Origin of the sequence: Corynebacterium sp. 401_CJEI (assembly GCF_001076435.1) — a bacterium.
Taxonomy (GTDB): Bacteria; Actinomycetota; Actinomycetes; order Mycobacteriales; family Mycobacteriaceae; genus Corynebacterium; species Corynebacterium jeikeium_D.
In genome coordinates, this window is the sequence record NZ_JVIP01000001.1 from 14,056 (window position 1) to 31,020 (window position 16,965).

14 protein-coding genes and 1 riboswitch are annotated in these 16,965 nt (G+C 62.0%); of the genes, 8 read left to right on the forward strand and 6 right to left on the reverse strand.

Annotated features, from left to right (window positions below):
* Positions 1-74 precede the first annotated feature (74 nt).
* Positions 75-1,202, forward strand: a complete 1,128-nt coding sequence (locus ADM64_RS00075) for a 3-hydroxyisobutyryl-CoA hydrolase (protein WP_049192840.1) — start codon at positions 75-77, stop codon at positions 1,200-1,202.
* A gap of 11 nt (positions 1,203-1,213) precedes the next feature.
* On the opposite strand, the gene ADM64_RS00080 is transcribed toward ADM64_RS00075, so the two are convergent.
* Together ADM64_RS00080 and ADM64_RS00085 are read right to left on the reverse strand one after the other, a co-directional pair.
* On the reverse strand, positions 1,214-2,170 hold the full coding sequence (locus ADM64_RS00080) for a MinD/ParA family ATP-binding protein (RefSeq protein WP_224784264.1): 957 nt from the start codon (positions 2,168-2,170) through the stop codon (positions 1,214-1,216).
* A gap of 51 nt (positions 2,171-2,221) precedes the next feature.
* The gene (locus ADM64_RS00085) at positions 2,222-3,016 is read right to left on the reverse strand and encodes a YwiC-like family protein (protein ID WP_065428868.1); all 795 of its coding nucleotides are present in this window, start codon (positions 3,014-3,016) and stop codon (positions 2,222-2,224) included.
* Between the two features lie 109 nt (positions 3,017-3,125).
* Positions 3,126-3,295: riboswitch (FMN riboswitch) on the forward strand.
* 10 nt (positions 3,296-3,305) lie between these two features.
* Between ADM64_RS00085 and pnuC the strand changes: the two genes are divergently transcribed.
* Together pnuC and ADM64_RS00095 are read left to right on the forward strand one after the other, a co-directional pair.
* On the forward strand, positions 3,306-4,025 hold the full coding sequence (pnuC, locus tag ADM64_RS00090; protein WP_049192843.1) for a nicotinamide riboside transporter PnuC: 720 nt from the start codon (positions 3,306-3,308) through the stop codon (positions 4,023-4,025).
* A 10-nt stretch (positions 4,026-4,035) separates the two neighbouring features.
* Positions 4,036-4,695, forward strand: a complete 660-nt coding sequence (locus ADM64_RS00095) for a hypothetical protein (protein WP_016423226.1) — start codon at positions 4,036-4,038, stop codon at positions 4,693-4,695.
* Here the strand turns inward: ADM64_RS00095 and ADM64_RS00100 are convergent.
* The 3 genes from ADM64_RS00100 to ADM64_RS00110 all read right to left on the reverse strand — a co-directional run bounded on the left by ADM64_RS00100 (position 4,692) and on the right by ADM64_RS00110 (position 9,055).
* Entirely contained in the window at positions 4,692-6,392 is a 1,701-nt protein-coding gene (locus tag ADM64_RS00100) for an FUSC family protein (protein WP_049192844.1), read from the reverse strand. The two genes, ADM64_RS00095 and ADM64_RS00100, sit on opposite strands and share 4 nt — an antisense overlap.
* A 24-nt stretch (positions 6,393-6,416) precedes the next feature.
* Positions 6,417-8,063, reverse strand: coding sequence for a peptide chain release factor 3 (locus ADM64_RS00105; RefSeq protein WP_049172204.1), 1,647 nt, complete (start codon positions 8,061-8,063; stop codon positions 6,417-6,419).
* A gap of 98 nt (positions 8,064-8,161) precedes the next feature.
* Positions 8,162-9,055, reverse strand: a complete 894-nt coding sequence (locus ADM64_RS00110) for a Cof-type HAD-IIB family hydrolase (RefSeq protein ID WP_049172207.1) — start codon at positions 9,053-9,055, stop codon at positions 8,162-8,164.
* A 183-nt stretch (positions 9,056-9,238) separates the two neighbouring features.
* Here ADM64_RS00110 and ADM64_RS00115 point away from each other — a divergent pair, with 183 nt between their 5' ends.
* Together ADM64_RS00115 and ADM64_RS00120 are read left to right on the forward strand one after the other, a co-directional pair.
* Entirely contained in the window at positions 9,239-10,690 is a 1,452-nt protein-coding gene (locus tag ADM64_RS00115) for a glyceraldehyde-3-phosphate dehydrogenase (protein WP_049172209.1), read from the forward strand.
* Between the two features lie 78 nt (positions 10,691-10,768).
* A complete protein-coding gene (locus tag ADM64_RS00120; RefSeq protein ID WP_065421662.1) occupies positions 10,769-11,080 on the forward strand; it encodes a hypothetical protein in 312 nt (103 codons plus the stop codon).
* A 96-nt stretch (positions 11,081-11,176) separates the two neighbouring features.
* On the opposite strand, the gene ADM64_RS00125 is transcribed toward ADM64_RS00120, so the two are convergent.
* Positions 11,177-11,998 carry a transposase gene (locus ADM64_RS00125; RefSeq protein ID WP_414630313.1) on the reverse strand — a complete coding sequence of 274 codons (822 nt, stop codon included), beginning with the start codon at positions 11,996-11,998 and terminating at the stop codon, positions 11,177-11,179.
* Positions 11,999-12,127: 129 nt separating this feature from the next.
* On the opposite strand from ADM64_RS00125, the gene ADM64_RS00130 reads away from it, so the two are divergent.
* The 3 genes from ADM64_RS00130 (at position 12,128) to ADM64_RS00140 (ending at position 16,965) form a co-directional block, all read left to right on the forward strand.
* Positions 12,128-12,709, forward strand: a complete 582-nt coding sequence (locus ADM64_RS00130) for an ECF transporter S component (protein WP_224784316.1) — start codon at positions 12,128-12,130, stop codon at positions 12,707-12,709.
* Between the two features lie 107 nt (positions 12,710-12,816).
* Positions 12,817-15,018: an ATP-binding cassette domain-containing protein gene (locus ADM64_RS00135; protein WP_239660039.1), complete on the forward strand. Its 2,202-nt coding sequence runs from the start codon at positions 12,817-12,819 to the stop codon at positions 15,016-15,018.
* A gap of 174 nt (positions 15,019-15,192) precedes the next feature.
* Positions 15,193-16,965, forward strand: coding sequence for an AMP-binding protein (locus ADM64_RS00140; RefSeq protein WP_049172216.1), 1,773 nt, complete (start codon positions 15,193-15,195; stop codon positions 16,963-16,965).

Here is a 16,965-nt window from a genome sequence, read left to right on the forward strand (position 1 = left end):
AGTGAGGTTCTGGTCGTCAGAACCTTCCTGTCAGAACCTTTCCCTGGTTAGTTATCTGTGTCACACTGGGTGACATGACTGCTACTGATAACGGTTCTGGCACTGCACGCACCGAGGTCGATGAGCCGAAGGTGCTGCGAGAAGTCCACGGGCGATCTGGTCACCTTCGGCTGAATAGGCCGAAGGCACTTAATTCGCTCGATTTGGATATGGTCACCGAGGTCGTCGAGGGGCTCCGCGCATGGCGTGACGACGACTCGGTGGACCACATTGTTGTTTCATCCGGTCACCCCAAGGCGTTTTGTGCCGGTGGTGATGTGCGCGCAGTTCGGCAGGCTGTGCTCGATGGCGTTCCGGAGCAGGGGGAGGAGTTTTTCCGGGATGAGTACGAGATGAACGCGATGATTGCGGAATTCGCGCAGTCCAAGCCATATATCGCGATTATTGATGGCATCGCTATGGGCGGTGGCCTTGGTGTTTCCATGCACGGCTCCCACCGAATCGTGACCGAGCGTGCCAGCGCTTCCATGCCAGAAATGGCAATCGGCTTTATTCCCGACGTTGGAATTACCCACTTTTCGCAGCATGTGAACACGCGGTTAGGAGGGCCCTCGTCGGCAATCGCGAGGTTTACCGGGCTGACCGGTTACCGCCTAACTGCGGCGGACATGCTGTGGTCTGGATGGGCGACACATGCGGTGCCATCCGCGCAGCTGGACGAGTTTGTTGCGGCTCTGGACCGCGATGGAATTGATTCGGCGCTCGCGGAGTATGCGCTCGATGTGGACTCAGCTGAGGCTCGTGATCTGCTCGGGGATCCGCAGTTGGCCGAGTGGAGCGACTGCATTGAGGCTTGCTTTGGGGCTGATACCTGGGCGGAGATTGAGCGAGCTCTCAACGAAGCCGCTGAGGCGGGCTCCTGTGCATCGTCAACAGTGGAGACTTTTCGCGACCTGCTGGCACCCGCCAACCCGGAAAGTCTCGTAGCGGCCGTGGAACTCTATGCGGCTAACTCGGCCCACGAGGTCACCTTGCAGGAGGCGCTAGACCGGGAAATGAGGCTTGGCGCTTACATGCGTCAGCACCCCAATTTTGCCGAAGGCGTGCGGGCAGTGTTGGTGGATAAGGACCGCGACGCCGCCTTTAAGCCCGCTACCGTGCAGGAAGTTGATGTCGAAGAGATTCGACAGCACCTTCGTTAGCTGGCTATGCGTTAGACAAAGCTGTGGCGGCCAGTCGTCGGCGCGAAATCATCGGCAATCATGGCCGCCAATTCGAGATAACTCTGGGTGGTGGCGGGCTGGAGATTGTCCAGCTCGATATTGGCACCATTCGCGATATGCGGATCGTAGGGGATGACCTGCACTGCACGGCAGCGCTGGGCAAATAACTCGTGCACGGTCTCTGTGGACAGTCCCTGTTTATTTAGCTCGTTGACCACCACGACAGTGGTAGAAACCAACCGTTCGAAGCCGTGCGCTGAAAGCCAGTCCAATGTCGTCCAGGCGCTTTTCACGCCGTCCAGTGCAGGCGTGGTGACCAGCACCAGACAATTGGCCGCAGACAGAATCGAAGCGGAGATGGGCTGCGTCAGGCCGGTACCGCAGTCAGTCAGGCTCACGTTGTAATGCCGTCGAAGGATGTCGAGGGCCGCGCAGTATTCGCCGTCGGAAAGCGCGATCGTCGATGTCGGATTTTGGTCGCTGCCGACAACCTCCAGCCGTGACGGCGTGTGTGATGTATATGCGCGGACCTGCGCGTATTTGTCCGTATCCGGGGCTCGGAGCAGATCGCGAATAGATGCGGGATTGGCTGCGGTGACGCGTGCACCGAGGGTGCCAAAGTCCGGATTCGCGTCGATTGCGACGATTCGGTCACTGCGCAGGCTTGCAAGCGTGGCGCCCAGGCACATGGTTGTCGACGTCTTGCCAACGCCGCCCTTCACGCTGATAACAGCGATGTTGTAGTCACCGTAGATAGGCTGTCGCACCCGCTCTATCAGCTCGCGTTGCTTGCGTGCCGACGATGATTTCCGCGGTGAAATTGCGCCCCAGGTGGCCTTATGAACCCAGCTGCGCCAGCCCGACTGTGGTGCCTGCCGCGAGTTCAGGCTAGCGGCCAAGTCTGAGACGGAAACTGCGTGATTGACTGCGTGTTTGGTGGAAGCCATAGACTTCATCCCCTCCCCAAAAATCCCCAAAGTATGTCCCCGCCGTCGTTTTTACCACGCAGCCAGGACGACGGCGACTCCAAAGAAGGCATCGAGAATTCCGACCTGTTTCGGAGTCCACGGCCGAGCGCGGCGAGCGCCGGAGATTGGCATGGTAAAAGACCTGATGAGAAGCCCAATTGCGACGATGGGCACACCGATGCTGATGAGGTTCCGGTCGTGGAGGAGGAGCCACCCGATGATGGCCACGGCGGTAATGAGAACGTGATACGCGACCGAGCCAATGAGCCACTGGCGGTTGCCGCGCTTGCGAATCATAGTTTTTACATAGGGCACGGTGCCGACGAAATATCCAGCGTAGATAGCCGCAATTGCCCAAGCTTTCGGGGTTGGTCCGGCGATGATAGGCACCATGAGGCTAGCGGCCAGAACGGTGGAGACACCAGAGAGAAGTGAGCGCGGTCGGCGGCGGTAGGTCTCCCAAATAGCGATAGCGGCAAGAGGGGCAATGAGGGCGACCCAGGTGAGGAGGGAAACGTCGGCAAGCAGTGTGATGCAGCCGGCGACGGCAGTGAGCGCGGTGTACGTGGCGGCGGGTGCGAGGTGGCGGCGTTGGCGACGAGAGCGGAGCCAGACGCTCACGGCGAAGAATGCGAAGTAGCCGAGCAGCCAGGTCGCGGTGACGGCAAGGCCTGTCCATGTGGGGGTGAGGGCGAGAGCGGTCAGCGGGGGAATGGTGACCATGAACCAGGCGCCGTGCTGGTCCGGAACCCAGCCAGCGGAGCGCTTGTGATGGGAGCGGCGGGCGGGGCGGGGAGGACGTGGTTGGCGGGGCTTTTGGCTCATACTACGCATTGTAGATGCGTAATTATGTCGGGGCTGTATTAGAACCTCATATTGAAACCTCATTGAATAAAATGCACATGCGCGCAAGGCGACAGTGCTAACGTTGAACTCGCATTCTCAGGGCGAGGTGAAATTCCTCACCGGTGGTGATGCTGCGGCTGACGCAGACAAGTCCACGAGCGCCCTACCTGTGGCCAGAAGGGTCGTCAGGTAGGGGACAAGCAGATTTCGGTTGGAATCCGAAACCGACGGTCATAGTCCGGATGAAAGAGAAGGAGTTGAATAATTCGTGGAATACGTGTCGGATTTTTTGGTGGGTTTCCTCACTGCACAGCTCAGTGTGGCGGGAGCACCAATCTTGATTCGTGAAATTGTCGGTAACCTCTTTGGCCTGGCGTGTGCCTTCCTAGGTATGAAACGGAAGGTATGGGCTTGGCCGGTCGGCATTATCGGAAATGCCTTGCTGTTTACCGTCTTCCTCGGCGGAGTTTTCCACACGCCGCAAAATCTTGATCTCTATGGCCAGGCGGGGCGTCAGGTCATGTTTATCGTCGTCAGTCTCTACGGATGGTTCAGCTGGGTCAAGAGCCGCAATCAGAGCGGTGACGAGGTCGCAATTGAGCCTCGGTGGGCGACGGCATCGGAACGCATTGGGATGATTACCGTGGCTATCTTCGCCACTGTGATTTGTGCCAATATCTTTGAGATGCTGGGCTCGTGGGGGCCATGGGCCGATGCCTGGATTTTCGTCGGTTCGATGTTGGCGACCTGGGGTATGGCCCGCGGGTGGAACGAATTCTGGCTAATTTGGATTGCCGTTGATGCCGTGGGAGTGCCGTTGCTGCTCAAGGGTGGCTACTACCCGTCGGCGGCGCTGTACCTCTTCTACGGATGCTTCGTTATTTGGGGCTTTGTCTCCTGGGTTCGCCTCGAGCACCAGAGCGACAATGACCAGCAGAAGAGCTCCGCGACCGACCAAGTACCGGCTTTGGCAGCAGCCGAGCGGTAGGATAGTCCAGGTGAGCTTCCGACCAGATAACTCCCGTACCAACCGCGCCCATCAAGCCGAAGAGCGTGCCCGCAGTCTCGTGCAGGACGTCCTCGACCGCGAGGAGCGGGTACGCAACAATCTGGCCAGCGCTGATGTCGACCCGTGGACGATGCGTTTCGTCGTCGATGAGTCGATTTCTGAGGGCGCAATCATCACCTGGCGCAATGAGGCCACTCGTGCCCGCCGCATCATGCGCCGCTATGACATTCAGCGGGGCTACCGCGAGAAGTTGCGCGAAGTTGAAAAGCGCATCGATGCCATGTTGCACCTCGCGGAATCGCTGGAGGAGTCGTGGGACGCCGCGGCACACGCTTCGAAGAGGCTTTCCGACGCGGAGGCCCGCGATGTCGCCGCCTTTGAACGCGAGCGCGAGCGGCAAAATGACGCGGCAGAGACTAAGCGGCAGCGTGAGGAGAAGGTCCGCAAGTTCCGTCGGAAAGCGGAGAATATTGCTACCGACGCGTGGGACGCGGGCCGTGACGCGCTGGAGAAGCTGCCGCCGCTGTCGTCTTCGCTGAAGGACATCGCGGCTAAGTTCCGTTCGCGGGGCTCGGAGGAGGAACCGCGCGAGGTACGGCGGGCAACAGCCCGCGACCTGCGCAAGGAGCCCCCGCTGCCGGAGGACTAGCGCTCCTCAGCTTTAGCTGCCTGGACTACCTCAACGAGCTTGGAAATCTCCTCGTGAGAGGGGCGGATATCCGGATGCGTGCGACAGTAGTCCAGCAACAAATAGCCAGCCGTGCGAATGCGACGATGGCCGTCCCAGTGCGGAGCGGCGATTTTGGGGTCGTTGGTGGCCAAAGACGAGATGGCCTGGCGCTCGCTGAGCAGCTCGTACTGGAGGTCGCGACGAATATCGAGTGCCTGATTCGGAGTGCCGGTTAGCAGCGCGCCGAGAAGAGCACCCATCTGTCGATAGCAGCGCGGAATATGACGCAGGTAGTGCTTCTCAATGCTCTCGGTCGGCCAGAAGTGCAGGACAGCGAGAGCCAGCGCGCAGGCGATACCGACTTCCAAAACACGATCGGTCACAATCGGTGCGAGCTCGCCAGCGACATTTCCGCCCAGCAGCAGCGCCAGCGGAGTGGTGACGATCGTCGTCAGCGCATAGTTCTTCACCACGAGAATCTCCGCGCCGAATTGGCAGGCTGCAAGCGCGATAAGTAGCGTCCAGCTGTCCAGGCCAAAGGAAAAAAGCAGCGCATAGAGGAAAATTCCGATAATCGAGCCCACCATGCGGTGAATCCCTCGAATCGAACCGGCGGTGCGGTCGGGGCCCCACTGTAGAGTCATCAATGCGCTGACCACCGCCCAGTCAGGCCGGTCAAGACCGACGAGCACGCTGATGAGACCAGCTAAGCCGCCAGTAATAGCCACCTTTGCCGCAGTCATTGACGCATGGGAATAGCGATCGAAAGAGCGGAAGATTCGGTAACTCACGCTTGGTCGCGCGAGTGGAATGGTTGTCTGTGTCTCGTCGATAAGGTTAGGCGTGTCCACGATGTCCACAGCGCTGCCGTGCACGCCCAAGCGGCCGCGGATAGCAATCAGCCGCTGATGAGCAGCAATGACACGGTTGACCAGTTCCGTATGGGAGGGCTTGACGATTTTGCTGCCACGGATGATGCCTGCGTCGGCAAGCGATTCCCATGCGTCGGTGAGTGCAGTTTGCGCCTGGTGATGAACGGCGAACGATGTCGAGTCTGACTTTTCCATCGCCTCGATGGCTGATTCAAGGGATTGGACGGCCGCCATCTCGGGGCCGTGCGGATTCCACAACCGCGGTGCCATGCCGATGACTATCGCCGAAAGCACACCAACGGTAGCCCACATGGCGGTTTCAACCGGGTTGAAGCCAAGGCGGGCGACCATTGTTGTGCCGCCGGAGACCATCACAATGAAGAATGAACCTGGCGGTGGCAGGCGCAGTGCGTTTTGAATAAAAGCGCCGATGGTGGCCAACGCCGTGGTAAAAAGTGCGATGAGCAGCAGCCATAGATTGCTGCCGCCGGAAGCGATCTCACCGTGGACCACTGATCCGACAAAACTGCCGGACATAACTCCGGCGATCAGGCATAGCCCGGCGATGGCCATCACGCGCAGACGACTGCGGTAGGGGTGGCCTTCGCCATAGATGACCACGCACCCACCAGCGGCGATAAGGAGCATCTCCGAGCCATGTCCGGTGAGAAGTGCCACGGCACCCGGCAGGAATAGCGCGAGTGCTGCGCGGAGGGCACCTGGCCATCTCTGCGCACGGGAGTGGAAGGCAGTAAAAAGTTGCCATGCACTTGGTTGTGGAGGAAGCTCAACCGTTTGGCTCAATGTTGGTGAAATCTCCTTAAAACTCTAGTCAGCGACCAGCGTCTCGAGCGTGAACTCCGGGTGCTCCTTCTCAATGAAGGACAGCTTCCACTTGTCGCCGAAGAGGGCGATGAGGGCGCCGTCGGAACGCGTGAAGATCTCCACGCCGCGCTGCTTTGCCAGCTCAGGCGCGGTCTCTTCGTCCGTGCGGCGGGCGACGGAGTAGGGGATGGGCTCGGCGATGGTCTCGACGTTGTACTCGTTTTCCATGCGTGCCATCATGACCTCGAACTGCATCGGGCCGACCGCGGCCATCACCGGGGCGGCATCGCCGCGGGTATCGTTGCGCAGAATCTGCACCACGCCCTCGGCATCGAGCTGATCGACAGCTTTGCGGAACTGCTTGTACTTGCCCAGGCTCTTGGCGCGCAGAGTGCGGAAGTGCTCGGGCGCGAACTGCGGCATCGGCTTGAATTGAACCTTGCGGCCCTCGTAGATCGTGTCACCCGGCGCCAGTGAACCCGCATTGACCAGGCCGACAATGTCGCCCGGGTAAGCCGTCTCCACAGTCGAACGTGTCCGGCCGAAAACGGTCAAAGCATACTTTGTGGAGAAAGTACGTCCCGACTGCGCATGCGTGACCTGCATGCCGCGGTCAAACTCGCCAGAGACAACGCGCATGAAGGCCAGCTTGTCGCGGTGGTGCGTATCCATACCCGCCTGCACCTTGAACACGACGCCCGAAAAATCATCCGTCGGTTCGCGCTTTTCGACGATAGCCCCCTGGCCGCCAGCCGCTGCAGCGGCAACGGCAGCCGGGTCGGACTCGCGGGCACCAGGTGCCGGAGCCAGCTCGCAGAGAGTGTCCAGGATCTGGTGGACACCCCAGTTCAGCATGGCGGAGGCGAAAATCACCGGAGAGGTGTCGCCAGCGAGGTACATCTCCTGGTCGTGGTCAGCGCTATCGGCGGAAAGTAGCTCGGACTCCTCGGCTGCCGTCTCCCAGGCGTCGCCCTGCTCTGCGGAGGCCTCATCTGGGGTGAGGTGACGCTCAGCGGCAATAGTGGCGCCACCGGCAGTGCGCTCGAAGCCGATGAACTGCTTGGCTTCGCCGTCCTCACCACGCTCCAGCAGACCGCGGAAGTCGCCGGCCTCACCAACTGGCCAGTACAGCGGAGTCGGTTGCAGTCCAATCTCCGCGACAATCTCATCCATCAACTCCAGGGGAGCCTTACCCGGGCGGTCCCACTTGTTGATGACGGTGACGATGGGAATTCCGTTGGACTTACAAACCCGGAACAGCTTCAACGTCTGAGGCTCGAGACCCTTGGCACCGTCGACAAGCATGACAGCGGCGTCGACAGCGGTGAGCACACGGTAGGTGTCCTCGGAGAAATCAGCGTGACCAGGCGTATCGACGAGATTGATCATGTACGGCTCGCCGTCGTGCCCCTCTGGCTGGTACTCGAACTGCAGCGCGGAAGAGGCAATCGAGATGCCGCGATCCTTCTCCATGTCCATCCAGTCGGACACAGTCGACTTGCGGCCGGCCTTGCCGTGGACAGCACCGGCTTCGTTAATGACATGAGCATGTAGCGCCAGCGCCTCGGTGAGCGTGGACTTACCGGCATCCGGGTGTGCGATGACGGCGAATGTGCGGCGGCGTGCGGCTTCTTCGGCGAGAGTGGTCACAGGGAAACTACGCTTTCCTTAAAAAGAAAATCGGAATAAGGGAATCGGGTTCAACCTTTCTAACTTACCGCTCCAGTGGGGTAAGGGGTCAATTGCAGTTAGAGGTTGAACAGCTCGCGCAGCGTCGTGATGACGCCTTCCTCCGCGTTCGACGGTGAGATGTCGGTGGCGCGGCGTTTGATTTCCGGGTGACCGTTGGACATGGCAAACGAACGGCCTGCGTGGTCGATGAGCTCGAGATCATTCAGGTAGTCAACGAAGCAGACAGTTTCGGCAGGAGAGACACCTAGGGCCTCCTGCAGGGCGGCGAGTGCCGTGCCCTTGTTGGTGTTGGCATCGATGAGGTCGACCCAGTGGGCACCGGAGACTACCGCGCGCAAGTGCGAGCTTTGGGAACGCAGGTAATCGGCCGATTCCTCTTCGACGGAGTAAGGATCAAAGGCGGCAATTTTGACGATGCCGTCCTCGGCGGCAGCGGCGATGACATCATCGACCTTCTGCAGCTTCAGGTAGTACTTGGCGGCCTCGTTGAACTGCAGCTGCTGAACTTCCTCCGGAATATTGAAATGCGGCGGGAAAAACTCCACGTATGCGCTGGCAGCGCCGCAGATAATAACCGACAGGGGAGTACGGCCCGCCGCCACACGGTTGTCGTTGAACTGGCGGATCGCGTGTACCAACTGAGTGACGATGTCGTGGTCGATACTGGTAACCGAAACCACCTCGCCCGCATCCGCGACATAGTTGCCGTTTTCCGCAATGATTGGGATGCGGTGTGCAATGGGGGCGAACTGGTCGGCCAGAGTTGCGTACTGGCGGCCCGACGCGGGAGCGAAGTGGACACCGCGGTCGAGCAGCTCCGTGACTACCGGCCAAAAGGACTCCGGGATTTCCTTGTCTTCATTTAGTAGAGTCCCGTCCATATCCGTGACTACAAGGCGGTATGGCGGCTGGGCGGGAGATTGCTGCTGGATATCCAGGGGTTCCGTCATGGCTCTTATTCTAACGGGTAAGTAGGGTTCAATTTTCTTCCTTGAGGTGTCTCCCGGTGTCTCCCCCGATTGGGTGAAAGCTGGGCCACAATACGGGGTACCCAGTTGAGGGCGATAGCCGGTGAATAGCGTGTGCGGGGTATTTTGAGGGGGAACTCATACTCATTTAAGCCAGGAGGATTTATGTCGGATTCGGCCCCCATCAAGCGCAATGACTGGAATGAGCGCATCAGCCTTGCAGAGCAGATGATCCCCCTCCTGGGACAACTGCGCCGCAACAATGATGTCGTGACTTCAATCTTCGGCCGCCGACTGGAAAACGTTACCGAGACCGGCATCATTAAGTCGCACCGCTACGCCCGTCGCATCACCTCGCAGGAGCTGCCCCTGAGTCAGACCCTGCCGATTCTGCAGGAACTGGTGAAGATGGATCTCGGCACCGCCTCCATTGACCTGGGCGCCCTGGCTACCAGCTTCGAAGAGGAAGGCGGCGATCTGCGCGCATTCCTCGAGCGTGAGCTTGCCGACGTCATCGGTGCCGGGACACAGACCCCGAAGACCGACATTGTCCTCTACGGTTTCGGCCGCATCGGCCGTCTGCTGGCTCGCATTCTGCTGGCTCGTGAGGCACTGTTCAACGGCCCGCGCCTGCGCGCTATTGTGGTTCGCCAGAATGGTGAGGACGACATTGTCAAGCGTGCTTCGCTGCTGCGCCGTGACTCCGTCCACGGTGCATTCGACGGCACCATCTCGGTTGACCGCGAAAACAACATTATTTGGGCAAATGGCACCCCGATTCAGGTCATTTACTCCAATGACCCGGCAACTGTTGACTACACCGCCTACGACATTAACGATGCGATTGTCATCGACAACACCGGTCGTTGGCGTGACCGCGAGGGACTGTCACAGCACCTTCAGTCCAAGGGTGTTTCCAAGGTTCTGCTTACCGCGCCGGGCAAGGGCGATGTGAAGAACATCGTCTACGGAATCAACCACAACATCATCGAGGAATCTGACAACATTTTGTCGGCAGCTTCGTGTACTACCAACGGCATCACCCCGGTGCTGAAGGTCGTCAATGACAAGTGGGGTGTCGAGTTCGGTCACGTCGAGACCGTCCACTCCTTCACCAATGACCAGAACCTGATTGACAACTTCCACAAGGGTTCCCGCCGTGGTCGCGCAGCCACCCTGAACATGGTTCTCACTGAGACTGGTGCCGCAAAGGCCGTCGCCAAGGCTCTGCCGGAGTTCGAGGGCAAGCTGACCGGTAACGCCATCCGCGTTCCCACCCCGGACGTTTCCATGGCGGTGCTGAACCTGACCCTCGACACTGAGGTCGACCGCGACGAAGTCAACAACTACCTGCGTGAGGTTTCCCTCAAGTCCGTTCTGCGCCAGCAGATTGACTACATCCACTCCCCGGAAGTGGTTTCCACCGACTTCGTCGGCTCCACCCATGCTGGCATCGTCGATGGTCTGGCTACCATCGCCAACGGTAAGCACCTGGTGCTCTACGTCTGGTACGACAACGAGTTCGGTTACTCCAACCAGGTCATCCGCATTGCTGAGGAGATCGCAGGCGCTCGTCCGCGGGTCTACCCGAAGCGCAAGCACATCGACGAGCTCTAAGGCGGCGGACCTGAGCTTGAGCTGCTGAGCCCTCGAACGCCCTCTTCCCCCCCCTCCAAAACCACGGGGGTTGAGGCGATGGGGAGGGCAGGGGAGGGGGACGGGGAGGTTTTTCTGTCCATCGACGACGACCTGGATTCCGCGTATGAGCCGTTCGAGTTGGTGAGGATTGTGATCCTGCCGGAACTGAGCGACGAGGATCTGGTTTTCGGCCTCCAATTCCGGGCCTCCGGCGACATCGAGCACGGGCGGGGGATGAAGATTCGGGAAAGTGATTTCGGGATCGTCGAATACGGCTCGGCGGAAGTGGCCCTGTTCGGCGCCTTGGTGGCGGCGTCCGGCCGCCACTCGGTTCCAATCCGCGTGGGGCCCTATGTGGATTGTCAATAGTCAGGCGGGACTTTCACGTACATCGTATGGGAGGGGTGTAGCCATGACTGATCGCCGGGCCGCATCGTGCGGGCCGGCGGTGATCAGCGCAGCGGTCTACGCAGCCGTGGCGATGGTTCTAGCAGGGATTTCTCGGAAGAACTCACGCCGAGTCAACAGGGCATAGATGTCGTTGCAGCGGCTCCGGGCAAGCCACATCACCGCGGCATTGTGCTTCTGTCCTTCAGCCCGTTTACGCAGGTAGTAGTCGCGCGATGCGGGATGGCAGTGCGACGCGATCCACGCCGATCGAAACATCGCGTTTTTCAACTGTTTATTGCCGGCCCTGGTGGGAAACTCGCCGCGGACCGACGTACCCGACTGCCGGGTGGTCGGTGTGATGCCGGCGTAAGCGGCCAAGTGCGCGGCGTCGGCGAAGTCCTGGCAATCGCCGATGGGCAACACGATGTTAGAGGCGGTCTTGATGCCTACGCCGGGCATCGACATCAAGACCTGGGCAAGAGGGAACGATTCAAGCATCTCCTCGACTTGTCCGGCAATCGTGTCGCGCTGTGCTTGAAGCGCTTTGATGTTCGCCGCCAGCTGGGGAATGACCAATTCTGCTGCCGCAGTGTCGGGTACCGTGACGATTCGCTCGGCAAGGGCGGCGAAAAATGCGTCAACCAGGGCAGCAGGGTCCTTCTTGGCGCGGTTGCGCATCCACTTCAGGACCCGGCCTCGACCTGCGGCGGCCAGTTTTGTCGGACCTTCGTAGTGGATGAGCGAGTCCAGCACCAGCGTGCGGGAGAGAATCTCGCCTGCAAAGACGCGCTCGAGTACGGGGCGAATCTGTGTGAGCACGCTGGGAAGGCGGTTTTTCGTTCGGGGGGAGGCGGGGGTAATTTCAGTAAATTGAGCCTGGCGTAAGCCGATAAGCATTGCCTAACCTAATACTGTTTCAGGTGGTGTCCCCGATCGGGAATCGGCAACGGAAGCGAGGCGGCGACGATGAACGGAAAACGTGGATCGACCGGAGAACCCCTCTCCGGAGGGGGAGCCGGGGACGCGGTGGCGTCGCAGACGGATGACGGGTGGTTGGTGCACGTCGCACCGGTCGCAGCTGGTGGCCGACCATCCACCCGCGACATGCTCGTCGCCGCCGCGATCGGCGTCGCGGGGTCTCTCATCATCGTGCCCCTGACCTACCTGCAGGTGTTCGCCGGCATCGCCCACGTTTATCTCGTCGCGGCGACGCTCGGGTTGTGGTTCCTGCAGTGCGTTGTTCCCCTCATCGTCGTCCGCAAGCCTGGCGCGAGCCTTATCGCGTGCCTTGCCATGGGCGTCGTGTCCGCGGCGACCACCCCGTTCGGCGTCGCCGCAATCGGGGCGCTGACTATGGAAGGATTGCTCATCGAGCTTCCGTTCATGGTCACCCTGTACCGGCGGTGGACGCGTCCCCAGTTCGTGGCGTCGGCGATGTTGTTCTCCGCGCTGATGGGAACGATGGCCCCGCGCGCAGTCGGCGTCGACTCGCCGACCACGCCCATGACCCTGATTAGCTTCGCCGTAGCCTTGGCATCGAGCCTGGTGTTTTTGGTCCTGGGCTTTGCCGTCGCAAAGGGGCTTCGCAGCCGTGGGGTCACCCGGTGACCGGCGGAGCACCCGCGTGCGCCGGTGCGACACGCGGGACGGCCCCGGCCCGGTTACGGGTTAGTGGCGCGGGCGTCCGGCACGCCGATGGGCGATGGGCACCCGACATGGTGGATCTCTCCTTCGATTTCGGCACGATCAACGCCATCACGGGACCCGTGGGATGCGGAAAGACGAGCCTGGCCCACCTCATCGCTGGACTGATCCCCTCGCACATCCCCATCGACCATGCCGGATTCGTGCACATCGTCGATGCCGACGGCACCGAACGCCCCGTGGACGGGGACCGGGTCACCTTCGTCGGGCAAGACCCGTCGACGCAGGTGCTCACGCTCCGAGTCGTCGATGACGTGTCGATGGCCCTCGAGTTTTCCCTCGTGGAAGCCGGCATCGTCGCCAAGCAATCAGCCGAGGCCCTATCGGAGCTCGGGCTGTCAGAGCTCGCGGAGAAGGATCCGTGGGCTTTGTCGGGTGGGCAACGCCAGCGGATGGCCATCGCCGGTGCTGTGGCCAGGGCGCCGGAGGTCATGATCTTCGACGAGCCCGCGGCCCACGTTGACGAGGACGGTCGTCGGTCGCTGTTCGCCGCCATCCGTGATTTGCGGTCCCCGGGGCGCGTTATCCTGCTCATCGAGCACGACCTCCGCCCGTTCGACGGGTGGGTCGACACGGTGACAATCCTCGATGCGGACGGGAGCGTCGCCGCGCACGGAGCACCGGAGGGCATCGCGGTGAAGGGCATTGCGACGTCGGCCGCGCCCGCCGGAGCGCCGGACGCCAGTACGCCGGGCACGGGGGCACCGGACCGTCCCGATTTGGAATCGGAGGCGGATGCCGTTCCACTGCTGGCCTTGACCGGAACCCACGTGGCCCGAGGCGGGGAGAGGATTCTGGACGGGGCCGATCTGACACTGGAACGGGGCGAGATTCATGCCCTAGTCGGCGCCAACGGAGCCGGTAAGTCCACCTTGCTGGCGGTGCTGTCAGGCCAGATGAAGGCGGGAGCGAACTTCCGGATCGACGGCGCGTCCGCCCGGCGCGTCCCCGACGCCTTCGCGTCGTGGGCGTTCCAGAACCCCGAGCACCAGTTCACCCGCGCGACCGTCGCCGCGGAAATCGACTCCGCGCTGGCCGGCACGGACCCGCACGGACCACTCGGCGCCGATGAGCTGCGGAAACTGCGGGAAGCCCTGTGCCCCAGGGCACTTGACCCCGTCTCGCCGTTCGTCCTGTCGGGCGGACAGAAAAGACGGTTGGGCATCTTCCTGGCGGTGGCGGCCAATCGCCGTTTGCTGCTTCTCGACGAGCCGTTGGCGCACCTGGATTCGCCGAGCTCGCGCATCGTACTGGATGCGCTAGCGGAATACGCCGGGGCCGGCGGAACCGTTGTGTTCACGTGCCACGACCGCCGTGTCGCGCGAACGTGGGCAGATAGGGCGAGCATCGTCGCCGAAGGGAAGGTCGTCTGGTCCGGTCCCGCAGCCGACCTGCCGGCTTCCCCGGAGTCGTCCCGGCGGGATCGCCCACTGCCCGCGGCCGGTGCACGGACGTCCTTGGACGAAAGCCCCTGGACCAATGAATCCGCCGCTAGAAGGCGCGCGGGGTTGAACGCCATCACGATTGTCGCGGCGGTGATGTTCGTCCTCGTCGCCGGGCTGCTCTCCGGCGGAGACGCCGTTCTCGCCCTGACGGTGGTCGCGTTCCTCGCACTCGCTGCGATCGCGGAACGCGACGTTCGGGCGACGGCGGGGAAGGTCCTTTTTGTCCTGTTAATCGGGGTGTTCTTCGGCCTGCTCGGGTGGCGCTCCGAGTTCTACGGAGGTGGGGATGCGTCGGAAGCCGTCCGCCACGGCATCCATCACGGACTGCTGTTGATGGCCGTGTTCGCGGGGACGGTCCTGGTCTCCGCGTGCATGCGCGTCGAGGAGCTTTTCGACGCCATGGTGCAACGCCTCCGGGTGCCCTACACATGGTGCACCATAGCGATTTCCGGGGTGAGCATCGCAGCGTTCCTGCGCAGTGAAATCCCCCAGCTGACATGGGCGATTAGATTGCGCTCGATGCGACCGGAGCAGTCTTTCCGCTCCGGTTTCATTCGCGCGACGACGCCCGCGCGCATCGCTTTCCCGTTGTTCGTCAGCGCCGTGCGCTGCGCCGAAAAGCTGTCCCTGACCCTGGCGATGCGCAACTTCGGCCTCTATCCGCGGCGTACCTTCCGCACCGATCACCCCTGGCGAGTGCGTGACGGGTTCGCGGCCGCAGCGTCCGCCGCGGTCTTCGTCGCCGCCCTGGTGTCCGCAGTGACTTGACGGGCGCCTGGAACCGGCGGGTCCCGGGCCCGCGAGCGTTTCTGAGCTTGTGCGGAGACGCGCCCCACCCAGTTGCTTCACCCTTTCAACCCTTCAGACACATCCTCCGGGTCACGCCATGCGGGCCCGGTCCGCCTGGCACCGGCATGGCGCCGACAACCGAAAGAGGTACCAATGAACACGATCCGGACCATCAGCGACGTGCTTCGGGACAAGGCCGATGAGACGAAAAAGGGGATCACCTTCGTCGAGAATCGGCGGGACGTCTTCGTCCCGTATGGCCGGGTCCATGCGGAGGCGGTGGCGGCTGCGAATCGGTTGGCCGAAGCCGGCATCGGCCCCGGCGATCGCGTGATCTTCCAGGTTTCGGAGAACCGCGGGCTCATCCGGGCGTTCTGGGGCTGCGTCTACGCCGGCGCGGTTCCGGCGCTTGCGCCGCCGGTGTCGGGCCCGGTTGACGTCGACAGGGTGCGGACGCTCTCGGACATGATGCCCGGGGCCCCGATCCTGGTCGACGAACGCAGTTACACGCTGCTCACCGGCGCAAACGGTGCCGTGGTCGTGGGCGAGGATCGGCTGCTCGACGTGTCCATCGTCAATGACGCTGCCGCGGAACCGGATGCGGCGATGCCGGGTGATGCTGAATCGGACTTCTCTCAGGCGGGTGACGTGGATTCCGGGGATGGCGCCGGGGCGGTCCCCGCGTTCCCGGTGCGAGGTGGGACGGCAGGCGAAGCCCTCATCCAGTTTTCGTCCGGCTCCACGGGATCGCCAAAGGGCGTCATCGTAACCAACGAGTCCGTGCTGAACGGTCTGCGCGCGACGATCCCACGCCACGCGCACCGGTACGAGAACAAGATGCTCACGTGGCTGCCTTTGACCCACAACCTTTCGCTGATCGGCTTCCACGTCTACGCCCTTTTTCGTGGGTACGACCAGGTGTTGCTGCCGGTTTCCGAGGTGGTCGCCGATCCCCCGAGGTGGTTCGAGGCCGTGACCAGGCACCGGCCGACGGTGACAGTGTGCCCGAACTTCGCGTTCAAGCATTTCCTGCGCCATCTCGAGCGCCGGCCCCTCGGGGATGACCACGGTTACGACTTCTCCAACGTCCAGAAGCTGATGAGCGGTTCTGAGCCCATCGACGCTCCATTGGCCCGGAAGTTCCTCGCGGCGATGTCCGCCATGGGCCTCCGGGAGGATGCCCTGACCTCCGCCTACGGAATGTCCGAAGCTTGCCTGCTGGTCACGACCCGGGATATCTACTCGGGTCTGTCCACGGTGCGACTTGACCGGACGGGCATCGCCACGGGGCAGCGTTTCGAGGACATCGAGAGCGAGTCCGGAGCTGAGTTCGTCGCCTTGGGCAAGGCCGTCCCGGGGATTTCCTTGACCATCCGCGATGACGGGGGCGGGGTCCTCGGCGACGGCACCGTCGGTGAAATCCACATCGCCGGCGCTCCGATGACCCGCGCCGCGATCACAGCAGAGGGGATCGTGGAGCACGAGCTCACCGATGATGGGGCGTTCGCAACGGGGGACATGGGCATTCTCCGCGACGGCGAGTTGTTCGTCCTCGGCCGGAAGAAGGACATCATCTTCGTCAACGGCCGGAATTACTATTCGGCTGATTTGGAAGCCGTGCTGGAGAATGTGCTTGACCGCGATGTTGCCGTTCTCGGCCGGAGCAACCCAGCCACGGGCGAAGAGGAGATCGCCGTGTTCTTGGCCAGGCGGACCCCGACCGATCGTAAGGCCGACGATGCGACCGGTGCCGGGCAATCGGACGGGGATGAACCTCCGATCGATGAACAGGCGGTGGCCCGGTCCGCGACGACCGAGCTGATGCGCGTCGCCGGGGTGCCCGTCTCCAGGGTTCTGTGGGTCGACGAGCTGCCCGTCGCGTCGAACGGCAAGAAGCTCCGCCGCAAGCTCGAGGCTCTGCTCTGA

Coding starts and splice junctions, on each gene's coding strand:
- ADM64_RS00115 (WP_049172209.1), top strand. CDS start 9,239: ATGTCGGATTCGGCCCCCATCAAGCGCAATGACTGGAATGAGCGCATC.
- ADM64_RS00085 (WP_065428868.1), bottom strand. CDS start 3,016: ATGAGCCAAAAGCCCCGCCAACCACGTCCTCCCCGCCCCGCCCGCCGC.
- ADM64_RS00125 (WP_414630313.1), bottom strand. CDS start 11,998: ATGCTTATCGGCTTACGCCAGGCTCAATTTACTGAAATTACCCCCGCC.
- ADM64_RS00110 (WP_049172207.1), bottom strand. CDS start 9,055: ATGACGGAACCCCTGGATATCCAGCAGCAATCTCCCGCCCAGCCGCCA.
- ADM64_RS00135 (WP_239660039.1), top strand. CDS start 12,817: ATGGTGGATCTCTCCTTCGATTTCGGCACGATCAACGCCATCACGGGA.
- ADM64_RS00140 (WP_049172216.1), top strand. CDS start 15,193: ATGAACACGATCCGGACCATCAGCGACGTGCTTCGGGACAAGGCCGAT.
- ADM64_RS00080 (WP_224784264.1), bottom strand. CDS start 2,170: ATGGCTTCCACCAAACACGCAGTCAATCACGCAGTTTCCGTCTCAGAC.
- ADM64_RS00075 (WP_049192840.1), top strand. CDS start 75: ATGACTGCTACTGATAACGGTTCTGGCACTGCACGCACCGAGGTCGAT.
- ADM64_RS00120 (WP_065421662.1), top strand. CDS start 10,769: ATGGGGAGGGCAGGGGAGGGGGACGGGGAGGTTTTTCTGTCCATCGAC.